Origin of the sequence: Metabacillus niabensis (genome assembly GCF_902829255.1) — a bacterium.
Lineage (GTDB): Bacteria > Bacillota > Bacilli > Bacillales > Bacillaceae > Metabacillus > Metabacillus niabensis.
This window is the reverse complement of sequence record NZ_CADEPK010000215.1, coordinates 1-15,426: the sequence shown is the minus strand read 5'-3', so window position 1 is coordinate 15,426 and position 15,426 is coordinate 1. Positions and strand designations below refer to the sequence as shown.

The following is a 15,426-nucleotide window of genomic DNA, read 5'->3' as shown; positions in this document are numbered from 1 at the left end:
CCTTCATATCGTACAAGAGTTAACAATCAACGTCAATAAATTTGTCGTTTAATGTAGAAAAATTTTTAGTTTCTAAATATTTCATATGTAATTAATTAAATTAATGAGATATTAAAAATGAGGTGATATATGATGAAGCTTACTTTAAAGTTATTGGCTATTTACATTATTTTCTTTTCTATTTTCATCCCTTACGAACGAACAGAAGCAGCTTCAATGATTAAAGTATTAGATATAAAATCTAATTCGGTTATAAAAGAAGCTGAAACATCAGTGGAGATGGACGATGAGGTGATAAAAGCAATAAAGTCGATTAAAAGAGTGACAGTTCAAGCATCACCTATCCCACAAGAAGGATACTTAATTAAAATTCCATTAACAAAATCAGTTAAAGTTGAAAACAAGTGGTTTAACGATATTATTAGTGAGGTCTTAATTGTAAGTGGACCTACGATGAAGCAAGACCGTATTATTTTATACAATGATGAAAATGTCCCGTTATTTTTTGACATCGAGTATAAGTTACCTGTCCTTAAGAAAAAATTTAAGTTAAATGAATAAAAAAGACGGTTTTTCTACCGTCTTTTTATTTTGAAGTGTTTACATTTAACCTTGTCATCCTAATATTTGTTTTCTTTGTTCGTTCAATTGTATTATAAGCAATTTTCACTTTAGCAATTGTTCCCTTTAATGCTTCTTCGTTAGGTGGATAAGGTGGTTGATGAAAGACGGTAAAATCATACAAAGCTCTTGCAAGTAATTCAATTGCTTTTTCATGCTCATTCATTTGTCTATCCCCTTTGTCCATTACCGACAAGCGAATAATATCATCTACGATTTCTTGAATCAGTTTCATGCTATCAGTAGCTGTCATCGTCTTTCCCCTTTCCTAAAAAAAATTAATCCCTCCCATCATTCTATGAATAAAAAAAGAAAAATATGGCAAACTTTTTACCGATCGTACGTTCTTTTTTCTTGAATACGAATGTATGTTCGTATATAATATTACCAACAGAACAATAACGAGGTGTTCATCATGGAGCAATGTATAAAATATAGTTACATCGAGCAAAAGCCTATTGAAATTATATATTTATCACGACAAGGACAGTTTTCACAAAGAAAAATTCTTGTAAAAAGCATTGACAATGAGCATCTAGTTGCATATTGCTTTTCACGCAAGCAAATAAGAGTTTTTTCTTTGTCGCAAATTTTGTCTGCTTCGAGGTCTACAAATAAGAGGGTATCATAAAATAATTTCTTCTAAAATTCCGTTGGCTCTAAATTTCAAATACTACAATATATGTTTATTTCTTCGCAAAAAGTTAATTATCTTATATTTAGTTTCAAAGATTGTCTTAATGTTTTACCAATTTCAAACGGGGTAATACATAAGTAGCGCGCTATGAAAAGATGAATATCCTAACGTGACGCTAAATTGTCTGTGGAGCGGCCTCGGAGCCGTAACGATATAAGAGAGGTAGGGCTTATATCATATGCGTCAAATATATGATAGCTATCAAAGATATTGATTACATAGTTGAAATATACAATTATTAGGATGTACAATAAATGTCATTCTTGTAATTGTTCAACTAGGAAGTGAGAGTGACTCAAAAGAGTCTGACCCCTCCAACAAACACTGATATATAGTAAACTATCCTCATCATTAGTCTATATTCTGTGTTTGAGGGGTCTGAACCATTGGTTTTGAGGCAGCCTCTTCGCAATGATCCCTTGAATTTGACTAGTTAAACACTCTTCTCTCAAGAGATGGTAAACATAATGATAAAAAGAAAGACCTTGCAAAACAAAACATGATGAATGCAAGCCATAAACCGTTATTATAATAAACTGGCAGTGCTACCCAAATGATGATAAGAAAAATGAGCAATGCAATTCCAATTGTGTTCCGAATATCTTTCGCCTCTGTTGCACCCGAAAATATTCCTTCTAAATGTAATCCCCAGAATCCTACAAGTGGAAAAATAACAATCCAGCCTAAATATTGAAGAGTCATTTCTTTCACTTCGTTTATAGATGTAAATATCGAAACGATGAAGTCACCAAATAGATAGACTAGCATGGATAGACAAATTGCAGTTAAAAATCCCCATTTTGCTGATAATCTTATCGCTTGTTTAAATTGAGATTTATTATTAGCACCGATTGCTTTACCAATTAATATGCTTGAAGCATTAGAAAAACCACCAAAAAAATATGCCAAAATATAATGCAATTGCAATAGGATTGCATTACATGCTAGAGCTACCTCTCCTAGCCGAGATCCAACAGCAGTAAATGTGCAGGTCATCATAAGTAAACAAGCTGTCCGCAAAAACAGATCTCGATTGACGATAAACATTGCCTTAAATTGTGATGTACTAATAACGGATGTAGGTTTAATTTTTTTGAAGATTGTTTTATTACCTTGGAAAATAAACCATCCACCTAGTAAAAAGGCAAAAACTTCAGAAATCAATGTTGCATATGCTACACCACTAACACCTAATCCATAATAAAAAACAAATAACAGATCAAGAATGATATTCATAACATTCATAACAACTTGGATAATTAATGATAATTGAACTTTCCCCAAACCCATAAGCCAACCAACAATTACATAATTTAACAACGTAAAGGGAGATCCCCAGATTCGAATAGAGAAATATGATTCTGCTAGTCTAGTCACATTATTAGTTGGTTCAAGTAATAAAATTGCTAAATCAAAGATAATATTTTGTGCAAGGATAAAAATAATACCAAGAATAAAAGCAATCATCATTGGTCGAAAAAGTGACAGCATTGTCTCGTTTTCATCGTGGGCACCAAGTGCTTGTGAAGTAAATCCTGTTGTACTAACGCGAAGAAATCCAAAAAGCCAATATATCGTATTAAAAATTAACACTCCAATTGCTACTCCACCAATAGCTGTAGGGTTCGGTAATCTCCCAACAACTGCCGTATCAACAGCACCTAATATCGGAGTTGAGATACCAGCGATAATTAGTGGTATAGCGAGAATAAGATAGTGCTTATTACTAATTCGTTCATCTTTATTTAATTGCCTATCTACTCGTTGCGATGATCCCATATAACACCTACTTAAAACCTTAATATAACGTTTTGTATTAAAGCTTTATCTTTATTTAAGCTACAAAGATATAAACAATCGTCATTATCCCTTAGTAAGCTAGGAAAACCACTTAGCATATGTATTAAATGTACTAGATATATTCCTACATACAAATCGTTAATCGATTTAGCCTAAAATATACTTATTTTGTTTCGCGATGGATTGTCATTCTTTTTAACCTCGGAGAATACTTTTTCAATTCTAATCTTTCTGGATGTGTCCGTTTATTCTTCGTTGTTATATAATTTTTGTCACCGGTTTCTGTACATTGCAAAGTTATTTTCACTCTCAATTCTAAAACACCCCTAAATCAAAATTATTACGATTTTCAACTTATCGTAAAGCTATTCATGATTAATAAATTCACCTTTTGGCATATCTTAACATCATTATCTTAGATTTATATCCAATTTTCACAAAAACATAAATCGAAACCTTTACGATTTGTATGCGAATATAATTTAACCACATTTCTCTTATTCATGTAAAGTCAAAATCTAAATATAAATAAAAAAGGCTAACCATACTCATATTTCATGGTTAACCTTATTTTATCATTTATCTTTTACAGGACGGTAACCTGCTGCAATTGCCTCTTTCTCAGAACAAAACATTTCCTCTGGCTTAGTAATTTTATAAGATGGAGAGCTTTCAGTATGGTATATTTTTTCTCCAGCTGAATTAATATTTCCTTTTATTTTGCATGCTTGATTGTTTTTTTCAAATGCTGCTTTTTTTCTGCTCCAACAGCTTCTTCCACAAAACCATCTTCTGTTGCATAATTCTCAATGCTCCAAATTCCTATTTCCTGTTCCATAGCATTTTTTTGGATCTCATAAAATTCATCTACATATTTTGTATTTGGCTCATATACATATGCTACTCTTGCTAATCCCTTTTCTAATAATTGTTCGTTTACCATTGTATTATCAATATAAACATACGCTAACACTCTACCGTACTTACTCGTTCACCAACATCCATTTCTAATTGTACATCTTTGCCGGTTAATTTTTCTTTCGTAAAATTACTTGCCTCCACACCAAAAGGTTGAACAGGTTTTGTCGGATGAACAGTTTCAGGAGTATCAATCAAAAGCAAACGAACCGTTTCTTCTTTCCCATTCACGCGAACCTTAATCGTATCGCCGTCGATTACCTTTATAACCTCTGCGTCAATAAATCCATTTGTCGGTTGGCCAAATGTGCATCCTGCTAAGAAAAACAAAAGGATAACACATGCTAACGCTTTTTTCATACCTTTTCCCAAACCGTTTCCTTCTTATCTATTTCCCAATTATTTTATAACTGTGAACTCTTTCGAATAGTTTGTTAATGTCTGATGTCCATCCTTTGTAATTAAGACATCATCCTCAATTCTGACTCCTCCAATTTCAGGAATATAGATTCCTGGTTCAATTGTATATACCATTCCTTCTTTAATGAGACCGTTATTCGTCATATTCATTGAAGGATATTCATGAACACTTATCCCTAGACCATGTCCTAGTCGATGAGGAAAATAGTCTCCATATCCAGCCTCAGCAATGATACCTCTTGCAAGTTTGTCTAAGTCACCAATTCGAGTTCCAATCTTACTTTCATTTAAAGCAAATAATTGAGCTTTTAAAACCGTATCATATATATCCTTTTGTTGCTCATTATACGATTGATACATAACAGTACGAGTAATATCTGAGCAATAACCATCTAGAACTACACCAAGATCAAATAGAACAATATCGCCTTTTTGCAACTTATTTAACCCAGGATTTCCGTGTGCCAGTCCTGAGTTTTTCCCGAATAAAACCATTGTTGAAAAGGACATTTCTCTAATCCCCTTCTTCTTCAATTCATATTCGATCTTTGCAAGTACCTCTAATTCAGTTATTCCTTCTTTAAGAGCAGATACACCTACTTCCACACCATAGTCAGCTAACTCTGCAGCTTGTTTTAAAATGTTAATTTCTCTTTCGTCCTTTATAACTCGATGCTCATTCATTATCGAATCAACAGCAATAATTTCAACTTGATCCTTTATAATATTTTGTAACTGTTCCACGCGATAGTAGTTCGTAACTTCTTTCTCTATTGCAAGCTTATTTATTGATGTCAAATTTCTGCGTTCAAATTCAGCCTTAATTAAATTCCAAGGATTTTCGTGATCCCTATATCCAACGATATCACTTTCCCATCCAGCTTCTTTTACTTGATCCACTTCCATTTGTGGACAAATTAGAAATGGCTCACTTGATTTAAAAAAGAATAACCCGTTTAGCCTTTCATGTGGTTCTGAATACATGTTAGATAAGTAAAAAATATTATCCTTTGATTGAATAAAGCAAATGTCAATATCATTATTAACCATCCAATTAATTAGTTTCTGTTGACGTTCTTTCATTATTAACAACCTCCAAATTATCTTACTATAATGATAACATATTCTATTTCAAGCTACAGAAATAAACAGCTCATTCTGATAAATAAAAGTCGAATTTATCACTTTTATGGTTTTTTCACAAATTCGACAAATTCATGTCAATTGTATCAACTATTTAACACTACAAAGGTACTCAAAATAACTTTTTTCTTGTATACTATTTACTATCAAACTAAATTTACATAATTCATTCCTGATTATGTTTCTATCTTTCTTCATTGAAGGAGTGTTTTACGTGCTTCGAAGAATTAAACGTCATGTCGTTCCAATTTTATGTATTATTGCTTTGCTTGCTCCAATAATCGGCATGCTACTGATTGATTTCTATTATTATAGTACAGTATTTGGTTGGACGATTGGTTTTTGTTGCTTAGTCACATCATACATTATTGTTAGCAAAAGACCAGACGAAGATGATGCTGTTACTTCAACAACTGAATCTCATTAAATGTAAAAATAAAGAGGACGACAAACCTACGTCATCCTCTTTTTTATTGCAAAAACGCTATTTATAAAACTAACCGGTCCCATTTATTCCCCTCTTAATAACCGTAATCCATTTAATATAACAAGAATTGTACTACCTTCATGGCCAATTACTCCTAATGGGAGATCTAATACTTGAATAAAGTTAGAACAAATTAAAAGAGCAATTACTGCCATAGAAAAGACAATATTTTGTTTAACAATTCGATTCATTTTTTTCGATAAGCTTACTGCTTTAGTTAACTTTGAAAGTTCATTTTTCATTAAGACAATATCAGCAGTTTCAAGTGCAACATCGGTTCCCTCACCCATTGCAATACCAACATCTGATGTTGCTAGCGCTGGGGCATCATTAATTCCATCACCAATCATTGTGACTGTTCCATACTTTTCCTGTAAAATCTTCAATTCTGTTACCTTATCAGAAGGAAGACATTCACCTTTAAACTCATCTAACTGTAGTTCCTTCGCAATTGCCTCAGCAGTATCCCGACTATCACCTGTAAGCATGACTGTTTTTATTCCGTTTTCTTTCAATGTTTGGATCGCTCGTTTTGCTTCCTCTCGTACAACATCTTTTAAGGCTAACAAACCGACAATCTCATCATCACACACAACATATACAATTGTTTTTCCTTCACTTGATAGCTTTTCACTTATTCCATCATGATAATGGTTTGCATCTTCCCGACCGACAAAATCAGCCTTTCCGATTTTCCATTGCTTACCGTTTAATTCAGCACTTACACCATATCCCGATTTTTCATCAACCGAAGCAAGATTCACTTTTTGCCCATTTGTATTATCTTGCAGCTTTGCAACAATCGCTTTTGCTAACGGATGGTTTGATTGATTCTCAATTGTTAAAACAGCCTCGTTAAATTCCTGCTTATCTACAGCTTCTGAAATAATAATATCTGTCACAGTTGGCTCGCCCTTTGTAAGCGTACCAGTTTTATCAAATACGACAACCTTTGTTTTGCTTAATTGCTCTAAATGTACACCACCTTTGAATAATAAACCATTTTTAGCTCCATTTGATATAGCAGATAATGTAGCAGGCATAATTGATGCAACAAGAGCACAAGGTGAAGCAACAACCATTAATACAAGAGCCCGATAAATCGTTTCATGCCAACTCCAGCCAAGAACAAAATGAGGCAGTACCATCATAATCGCGACAAGTGCTAAAACTCCTTTTACATAAGTACCTTCAAATTTTTCTATAAATTGCTGTGATGGTGATTTTTCAGATTGTGCTGATTGTACAAGGTCAATAATTTTTTGGAACATAGTTTCCGTACTTTTTTTCGATACAGTTACTGTTATTGAACCATTGCCATTTACTGTCCCAGCATAGACTTCATCATGCATTGCTTTTTCAACCGGCATTGATTCACCAGTAATTGCTGATTGATCAATATTCGTTTTTCCAGACATAATAATACCATCTGTTGGAATCCGCTCTCCAGGCTTTACTAAAATCATATCTCCTACATGTAATGCGGAAACATGCACCCGACGTTCATGACCGTTTTCTATTAGTAACGCTTCTTCAGGCTGCATACTCATTAACGATGAAATTTCCCTTTGGCTTTTATTCATCGTATATGTTTCAAGTGCACCACTTAAAGCAAAAATAAAAATGAGAACGGCTCCTTCTGTCCAATAGCCAATAATCGCTGATCCAATTGCAGCGAAAACCATTAGTAATTCGACATTTAAAGTCTTCTCGGCAATAGTTTCTTCAATGCCCTCTTTTGCCTTTGCATAGCCTCCAATAATAAATGCAAGGATAAAAAACGGAATTGCTAAACCATTATTTCCATTTGCATCTATAACCCATCCAATGGCAATAAGAATACCAGCGATTATCGCATTAATAAGCTCTATATGTTCTACCCACCTATTATTTAATCGACTTTTATGTTCATGAATTGGATTCGCTAATTGCTCTGCACTATTTAATTGCAAATTCCTCACTCCTTCTAATTGAGAATAAGATTCATCATCATCATTGCTTCTCTTCTGAATAAATCCTTATAAATTCGTTATTTCCTTAGTATATTACCCATTATAACAAATATAAGAATACTTTCAAGAGATAATTATTATAATTACTAAATAATAATAATTATAAATAATAAAGATTTTTATTCTCAATTAGAAAGTTCTTCAGGATAATCCCTTTCGCAACGCACATGTCAGAGTTCAAAAAAATAAACTACCTTATAACCTATCAATAAATATGAAAAATTCACTTGATTTCCTTCATTAATAATTCCTTTGTTATCGGTCCATATAATATCTTCTTCACTCTCCCACCCTTATCTATAATAAACGTTGTCGGAATCCCTATGACGCGATAATCCTTTGTTATTTCACCATCTTCATCTAATCCAATTTCAAATGGTATTTCAATGCTATTGACAAACTGTTCAACAGCTTTTTTACTTCTTTCAGTATTTGTGACATTAATCGCGATCACATTTATATCTAACGACTTCACCTCGTTAGTAAAATCAATTAGCTCCTGCATCTCCTCTTGGCAATATGTACACCATGTTGTCCAAAAGTTAAGCACCATTACCTTTCCTTTATAATTGGATAGCTTAATCTGTTCCCCTCCTACCGTCATTATTGTAAATTCGGATGCTTTTTCTCCAACCGAATTATTTGCATAAGCTTCAGTTGTTAGGCAACAAGTAATGATTAATAAACCAACGATTAATAATTTGTTGCAATGCTCTTTCCTCATGTTTATGTACCCCTCCACATTTTTTAATATCCTTATCTTTTGTATAATAGATTGAAACATTCAGAAACAATAAAAAAAGGGTCTGACCCTTTCAAACAAGAATATAGGAAATCCTATAAGTTCTGTTTGAAGGGTCTAACCCTTGCCTCATTCTTCTATTAATAAGATAATCTTGTTACCATAAAATAAACACTGATTCCTAATCGTTTACAAATGGTTACATAATGCATAAGCATTAAAAGGACAGCTCCCATATTCATCCCAATAATAATGCCCTCCATATTTAAAAAATCAATTGAACCTAATAAAAACATCATTGCAAACGAGATGAGATGTGACCAAATATTATGAAATAAGGCATCCTTTACTAAGCCTAACCCTATTAAATATGCTTGCATTGGAATTATGAAAAAATGGAATAAAAAGTATGGCCATAACAGCTTCAAGTAGTTGGCTGCTGATGTTGAGTGGAAGAATAAATGTGTTAACGGCTCTGCAAATAGATACATGGCAATAATACTAATTGTCCCGTATAAAAACGTGATCATTAACGCTTGTTTGAGAAGTCGTACTAAGCGATATTGATCCCTCTCAGCAAAAGCTTCTGATACGTTCGGTATAAGCATGGTCATCAATGAATGTCCAATAAATGCTGGAAAAAACCCTATTGACATTGCTACCCCTGCTAACATACCGTAATGCTCTGTTGCCATTACACTTGAAAAGCCCGCACCTATTAATGCTGCCTTCACTAAGAAAGGCTGGATAGCATGTGTTAAAGAGTGAAAAAGTCGTAATCCTGTAGTTGGAAGTGACACTGAAAGTAACGCCTTTCTCACTACTTTCCCATCAAGAAACTGCTTCGGTCCCTTACCAAGCATATGAAAATGAATAAAATAAACAGCTACTAAATATGTACAAACTAAGAGTTCACTAGCGACAAGCGTTGCTAATGCAATAAAAAGCGCCATTTGCAAATCAAATTGAAATGATTGATAAACCCATAACAACAGGAATAATTGGGCAACCTTTTTGACAAAGTTTGTTAAAGCAATTTTCCCCATATGTTGAATTCCCATAAAATATCCTCTTGCAATTGACGAGAAAGAAACGATTGGGATGAGGATAATCACTAACCATTTTACGTACGGATGATATCCATTAAACACTGGAATATATGGAAGGAAAATCATTGTGACAGCAATAAAAACAGCTGTAAAGCAAATTGTAATAAACAACGTATGCTTCAACATATGAAAATGGGTCTCTCTTTTTTTCTCAGCAATAAATTTCGAGATGGAAATCGGTAGTTCCAAGCTTGCAATCGTAACAATTAAAAATATGATCGGAAGGATCGACATATATAACCCCATACCTACCTCACCTAGTTCTCTTGCTAAAATCATATTAACAAAAAACTCTAGGCATTCTCCGAAAAAAGCAGCAATAACAAGAAGCAATGTCCCTCGTACAAATGAATTCATGATGAAATGTCCCCTCATAATAAACTAGTCCTTATTTAATCTTTATGAGACAAGACATCTAAATAGTATTAAAATTCTAGTATGAAGGAGTAATATTCTATCCAAAATATTTATCCAGCTTATAACTATTCGTAAAAACTAATATCACGCATCGCACCCAATACAATCATGTAGCCATCCGGATCTTCGAAAGCAGCATTTTTAAATTCCTTACCACCATGTGAACCTACATAAGGTTCTACAGCAACCTTTCCACCCTTAGAGTGAACCTCTTCTACTAATAAATCTAAGTCATTCCAGTTAACATGGATAAATGTATCCCAACCAAAGTCTGGCCCTTCCCATTCAGTTGGATAATCATTTCGCTTTTTTGCCGGTGCATTCGGTTTAACATCTTGAGAAGTTTTTGCTTGCTGTAGAATAAGAATCATACCATCCCTTTCCACATGTCCCCAATCATCAACCCTACACCCTAATACATCACGATAATAATTTTTAGATATTTTTAAATCAGAAACAAGTCGAACTTGAATCGTTTTTCCAAATTTCCCTTTTACATTTCGTACGTGTTGCTCACTCAAAGTATCAACTCCTAAAATATAATTCATATCTTTTAAATTCGATAAATCAAAGCTTTATCCTTTATAAAAAAAAGTTTGGACATTTTAGCCCAAACTCTTTTTTAAATAGTTTATTTCGCAAAGCGATGATTACCGATTGTTAGAGTTACTTTGCGTGTTTTTATCCAATCACTTTTCGCTGTTTTAGGGTTGTAGAAATATAAAGATTTATGACCCATACCACGATATGCTAATGCTTCTTTTACAGCTTCCTTAGCTTCAGCATCTGCAGGTTGATTAATCGTCCCATTTTGTACTGGGGTAAATGCATAAGCCCCTTGGACATTTTGATAAATTACATCCTTCACATTATTCGGAAATAATGAACTATCTACTCGATTTAACACAACAGTTGCTACTGCAACCTTTCCTGCATATGGCTCACCTTTAGCTTCTGCATGAACAAGGCGTGCTAATAAATCTCGATCTGCTGAAGATAAGCTTTCTGGAATCGTTAATTTTTCTCCAACTAATAATAAATGTGAAGATTTCTTATTTACTGACATCAACGTTTTAACTGGCACTCCATGCTTCTTCCCAATTAACCATAGCGTATCTCCCGCTGTTACTTGATGTGTTGTTGCAGCACTAGCTTTTGATTGTGGAGCTGTAATCGCAACTAGCGATAAAGCTAATGTTGAAACAGCAACAAGTTTTAAAATTGTTTTTTTCATAGATTCGTAACCTCCTAAGGTTCGTAATGTTTTGAAATGAGTAAGCAACTGTGTCTGTTATTTTTGCTACAAGTACAAGCCTAACAGGTTCATTCATGTAAAACATCCCACAATTATTGGCAAGATTACCATGATTTTATGAGGAAGCTAACGGACAAAAATGACTAAATATAGGAGATTTCACACTGAAAGCATAGAAAATCTCGCTCAGAACACCGTAAATTATCAAGCATATGTAGGTCGATAATACTAATATCCTTCCGTTTCCTTGCATTTCTTGGAAAAACATAGATTGGTATGCTCAAAGTACCGCGGAATAAAAAAGAATGCATTCTTTGTTAGGAATCCATTCATGCTCGATAAAGATTTTGAACAATTGGAAAAAAAGTTTAAACCAATGATTTTTCATGTTATGAAAAGACTAAATATTTATCAAAACAAACAAGAGTTTTATCAGATCGGATGTATAGCATTATGGGAGGCAGCACTTCGATTTGATAAAAATAAAGGGAAGTTTTCCTCCTTTGCGTATTCGTATATTGCCGGACGAATGAAAACAGAGCTGACAAAACAAGGATTACAGAAGAACAATCACGATCTAGTAAAGGAAATAGTGGATTACGAAGAAGCTTATCTTGAAGATTTTTCTGTTCTGTACTCTCGTTCCATTATCGAAAATCTTTCACCATTGTTAACAAATAATCAACTAAAATGGCTAAAGGGTTATTGTCTTTATGGAAAAGCACCGAATGAAATTGCAAAAGAAGAGTCTACATCGATAGCAGCAGTGAAAGCATGGCGAAGAGATGCTCTCAAGAAGCTGCGAAGCAAGCAAATAAAGGAAATAATAAAATAAAATCATGTAGAGACATTTGGGGTCTTAAAAACAAAAGCCAAGAAGTACATTTAGCTTCTTGGCTCTTGTAAATATCGAAAAAGTACACTTCCTCCCTGTTTTGCAATGCCTCTAAAATGCTTAAAATCATCACGCTTCACAAGAACAGTACGAAATGCTGAAAACTGCTCCTTACTTACGTGGAATTCATTAAGCTCTCCATTTTTCAGCTTATCTAAAATTTCATGAATTGTCTGTTCATCCATTTTTATTCCTCCTATACATTGCTATAAATCTATCATTAAATGTCGTTTAGCTATTTTTCAACCATTTTTCCAAACGAGTAAATTCCTTCTTTGCATCCTCCATCCCTAGTTTATACAAACCCTCAAGCTTTTTCTGATTTTTTTCAATACGCCCTACCTTAAATGGTACACTAGGTCTTATGACAAAAACCGAACCGTTCCTTTCCTGCCCTTCAATATAGTCTAACGTTTCATTATACATTTCATATCTTCTTACTATAGCACTGATTAGCTTCGGATAATCTTTATAGGCTTTCTCTAATATCCAGCCAATATTTGATTTCTTCTTCCGGTAGTTCCCATATCTAGTTAAAATAACGATATTTTTATTAATGCCATCATGTTCAGCTTTTTTAATAGGGATCGAATCAACAATTCCACCATCTAACAGACTTTTACCATTATACTGTACGATTGGTGCAATAAATGGCAGTGAGCTTGAAGCTCGTAAAAGAGTTAGGATATTTTCCCCATCCTCTTTTTTATTATAATAAACGGGGGTTCCTGTTTGGCAATCTGTAGTTACAACGACAAACTCCTCTTTCGCATCCTTAAAAGCTTCAAAGTTAAATGGCACTATTTTATTTGGTATTTCGTCAAATATAAAGTCCATTCCAAACAATTGTCGCTTCTTCATGTAGTTTCTCAATGAAAGGTAGTTTGGATCTTTAATATAGTCAATATTAACCTTTCGATTTCTTCCCTTTTGCCGCGACAAATACGATGCACCAAAGCAAGCCCCTGCTGACACCCCAATAACATAAGGTGCATAAAAATCCTGTTCCATAAAATATTCTAATACACCGGCAGTATAAATTCCCCTCATACCTCCGCCTTCTAATATTAAACCAGTTCTCTCAATCATCTATTAACGCGCTCCTTACATAAGTTACACTCGTATACCCTTTAGAAACCCTTGCCTTTATCGTTACAAGCCCTTTATTCCTCTCATTCTTCACACAAGGCTTGTACCTCGAAAAACAAACATTACATTCTTAGTAGAGTAAGTAACTAGTTTTTTACTCTATATCTTTTCAATATTTATGTATGGCTGCTTTCAATTGAGTTTTTGTCTCGCTTCACTTTATCAAGAGTTACGCAATCTTGCTCAAATTAACAATAAACCAATTGATTAGAAACAACCATCTCTAGAAAAAAGACCAAATATTTAGGAAATAACAAATCACTTAGATTCGTCTTGCTTTATTATCACTATTTTTAAATATAACATGATTTCACGATAATTTTCTTAAATAACGTCTTTATCCCCATATCCATTCCACTTTTTGTAATTTTTTTATGTTCATTTAGATGAAAGGCTTTACTTACTTAAAAAAATAGTGTTAAATAGTTCTAATGAAGGAATCTATTTCTTCATGATGTCTATGGCTCAAGGCGCCGACAAATACTTAGAGGGTTTTAAGCTAAAATCTTCATAAGAATATGTAAAGGAGCGAGGCAATGAAAATCGCTAAAGTAGGTAGTATCATCGAATTTAAAGAAGGTTTAACAGGTGTAGTCGAAAAGGTTAATGAAAATTCTGTTATTGTTGACTTAACATATATGGAAAATTTCAGCGATTTAGATCTTGATAGACGCACAGTTGTAAATCACAAAAATTACAAAATTATTAAAGATTCATTCTCTTAATATATGAAAAACGCGAAGAACATAATCTTCGCGTTTTTCATATATTAGGTTTCTTTTTTAATGAAGTTAACAAAATAAGCCTCTATTATTAGACTATAGCAATCCTTTTTATTGCTCTAACATTTATTCAAATAATAATGATTATTTGTGTCTTCTTTTTACAGGTTTACAGCATGGATTTCGTAAATCCCTTCCACAATCGAATTCCTCAACATATGTTTCTTCAACTTCAGATTGAGTTACTGGATAATAATTTTCAACTCTAACTATATTTCTATTTATATGTTCAATATGTGTTGGATGCACTCGTCTAACGGTACGTCTATTTGTTGTAGTATTTACAATATTCTCTGTCGGTTCAAAAATAGTTTCTACATCATCATCACCATTGTCAAATGCACCTAAGACGTTGTTATTATTATCTTCAGCATCAAATGCGCCTAATACATTGCCGTTATTACCATTATACCCTCTTCTACCTTTACCATATACACTTCTACGGCCCATTTAAATCTCTCCTTTTTCACATAATTCCTTACACTAACATACTATTAATAATAAAATTGATTGATATAGTCATAAATCTATCAAGGCGAAAATATGCTAATTCTCTATTAATAAATGACAAACAAAAATTTTAATTTAATATGAAAATCGATTTTTCCTTTAGCACATTATGACGGACGATTTTCGGATTATATGGGTGAATCATTTCACTTAAATTCTACTACAATAAAAGCTTTCTTTTAAAAAATACATATAGCTATCCAGATTATATAAATAAAAAAACAATCTGTACGTTATTAAATGAATACAGATTGTCTTTTTTATATAAGAAACCAAAATAAAAATTGAAATAATTGACATTTAAACTAAAAAATGTAAAAATTAATCAAATACGCTTAACTTAAGGAGGATTATATTTGAAAAAAATACTCTCAGCCTTGGTACCTGGCTTATTGATTTTTTTGCTTATATATATTGATGAAACAGTTTTTCCTGATAGTAAAAATATTTTAATAGGAATATATTTTAT

At 33.1% G+C, this 15,426-nt stretch carries 17 protein-coding genes and 1 pseudogene; 5 read left to right on the top strand and 13 right to left on the bottom strand.

Translation table 11 applies throughout. The features are described from left to right. The first annotated feature begins 129 nt into the window (after positions 1-129). Positions 130-561 (top strand): hypothetical protein, encoded by a 432-nt coding sequence (locus tag HU235_RS14150; RefSeq protein ID WP_141231482.1) that lies wholly within the window; start codon positions 130-132, stop codon positions 559-561. A 25-nt stretch (positions 562-586) separates the two neighbouring features. Here the strand turns inward: HU235_RS14150 and HU235_RS14145 are convergent, their stop codons facing one another. Further along, positions 587-874 carry a hypothetical protein gene (locus HU235_RS14145; RefSeq protein WP_095303548.1) on the bottom strand — a complete coding sequence of 96 codons (288 nt, stop codon included), beginning with the start codon at positions 872-874 and terminating at the stop codon, positions 587-589. Positions 875-1,036: 162 nt separating this feature from the next. On the opposite strand from HU235_RS14145, the gene HU235_RS25650 reads away from it, so the two are divergent. Then, complete coding sequence (locus HU235_RS25650) at positions 1,037-1,252, top strand: WYL domain-containing protein (RefSeq protein ID WP_095303547.1); 216 nt, start codon at positions 1,037-1,039, stop codon at positions 1,250-1,252. A 495-nt stretch (positions 1,253-1,747) separates the two neighbouring features. On the opposite strand, the gene HU235_RS14140 is transcribed toward HU235_RS25650, so the two are convergent. The 4 genes and pseudogenes from HU235_RS14140 to HU235_RS14125 form a co-directional block, all read right to left on the bottom strand. Beyond that, positions 1,748-3,097 carry an MATE family efflux transporter gene (locus HU235_RS14140; protein ID WP_233452229.1) on the bottom strand — a complete coding sequence of 450 codons (1,350 nt, stop codon included), beginning with the start codon at positions 3,095-3,097 and terminating at the stop codon, positions 1,748-1,750. Positions 3,098-3,281: 184 nt separating this feature from the next. Beyond that, complete coding sequence (gene rpmG, locus HU235_RS14135; protein ID WP_095303546.1) at positions 3,282-3,431, bottom strand: 50S ribosomal protein L33; 150 nt, start codon at positions 3,429-3,431, stop codon at positions 3,282-3,284. Between the two features lie 262 nt (positions 3,432-3,693). Beyond that, positions 3,694-4,396: pseudogene (locus HU235_RS25535) on the bottom strand (thermonuclease family protein). Positions 4,397-4,435: 39 nt separating this feature from the next. Continuing rightward, positions 4,436-5,539, bottom strand: coding sequence for a M24 family metallopeptidase (locus HU235_RS14125; RefSeq protein WP_095303545.1), 1,104 nt, complete (start codon positions 5,537-5,539; stop codon positions 4,436-4,438). Positions 5,540-5,813: 274 nt separating this feature from the next. On the opposite strand from HU235_RS14125, the gene HU235_RS14120 reads away from it, so the two are divergent. Then, a complete protein-coding gene (locus tag HU235_RS14120; protein WP_095303544.1) occupies positions 5,814-6,026 on the top strand; it encodes a hypothetical protein in 213 nt (70 codons plus the stop codon). An 83-nt stretch (positions 6,027-6,109) separates the two neighbouring features. On the opposite strand, the gene HU235_RS14115 is transcribed toward HU235_RS14120, so the two are convergent. The 5 genes from HU235_RS14115 to HU235_RS14095 form a co-directional block, all read right to left on the bottom strand. After that, positions 6,110-8,002 (bottom strand): heavy metal translocating P-type ATPase, encoded by a 1,893-nt coding sequence (locus HU235_RS14115; protein ID WP_095303003.1) that lies wholly within the window; start codon positions 8,000-8,002, stop codon positions 6,110-6,112. 319 nt (positions 8,003-8,321) lie between these two features. After that, positions 8,322-8,822: a peroxiredoxin family protein gene (locus HU235_RS14110; protein WP_170944498.1), complete on the bottom strand. Its 501-nt coding sequence runs from the start codon at positions 8,820-8,822 to the stop codon at positions 8,322-8,324. Positions 8,823-8,980: 158 nt separating this feature from the next. Then, on the bottom strand, positions 8,981-10,306 hold the full coding sequence (locus HU235_RS14105) for a polysaccharide biosynthesis protein (RefSeq protein WP_095302998.1): 1,326 nt from the start codon (positions 10,304-10,306) through the stop codon (positions 8,981-8,983). 125 nt (positions 10,307-10,431) lie between these two features. Then, positions 10,432-10,887 carry a VOC family protein gene (locus tag HU235_RS14100; RefSeq protein WP_170944497.1) on the bottom strand — a complete coding sequence of 152 codons (456 nt, stop codon included), beginning with the start codon at positions 10,885-10,887 and terminating at the stop codon, positions 10,432-10,434. Between the two features lie 110 nt (positions 10,888-10,997). Beyond that, on the bottom strand, positions 10,998-11,600 hold the full coding sequence (locus HU235_RS14095) for a cell wall hydrolase (protein ID WP_170944496.1): 603 nt from the start codon (positions 11,598-11,600) through the stop codon (positions 10,998-11,000). A gap of 352 nt (positions 11,601-11,952) precedes the next feature. Here HU235_RS14095 and HU235_RS14090 point away from each other — a divergent pair, with 352 nt between their 5' ends. After that, positions 11,953-12,456 (top strand): sigma-70 family RNA polymerase sigma factor, encoded by a 504-nt coding sequence (locus HU235_RS14090; RefSeq protein ID WP_095302996.1) that lies wholly within the window; start codon positions 11,953-11,955, stop codon positions 12,454-12,456. 50 nt (positions 12,457-12,506) lie between these two features. Here HU235_RS14090 and HU235_RS14085 read toward each other — a convergent pair whose 3' ends face one another. Together HU235_RS14085 and HU235_RS14080 are read right to left on the bottom strand one after the other, a co-directional pair. Then, on the bottom strand, positions 12,507-12,701 hold the full coding sequence (locus tag HU235_RS14085; RefSeq protein WP_095302995.1) for a hypothetical protein: 195 nt from the start codon (positions 12,699-12,701) through the stop codon (positions 12,507-12,509). A gap of 46 nt (positions 12,702-12,747) precedes the next feature. After that, the gene (locus tag HU235_RS14080; protein ID WP_174880600.1) at positions 12,748-13,605 is read right to left on the bottom strand and encodes a patatin-like phospholipase family protein; all 858 of its coding nucleotides are present in this window, start codon (positions 13,603-13,605) and stop codon (positions 12,748-12,750) included. Between the two features lie 596 nt (positions 13,606-14,201). Here HU235_RS14080 and HU235_RS14075 point away from each other — a divergent pair. Further along, the gene (locus tag HU235_RS14075; protein WP_095302994.1) at positions 14,202-14,390 is read left to right on the top strand and encodes a YkvS family protein; all 189 of its coding nucleotides are present in this window, start codon (positions 14,202-14,204) and stop codon (positions 14,388-14,390) included. Positions 14,391-14,531: 141 nt separating this feature from the next. Here HU235_RS14075 and HU235_RS14070 read toward each other — a convergent pair whose 3' ends face one another. Continuing rightward, positions 14,532-14,897, bottom strand: coding sequence for a CotD family spore coat protein (locus tag HU235_RS14070; protein ID WP_174880599.1), 366 nt, complete (start codon positions 14,895-14,897; stop codon positions 14,532-14,534). Positions 14,898-15,426 lie beyond the last annotated feature (529 nt).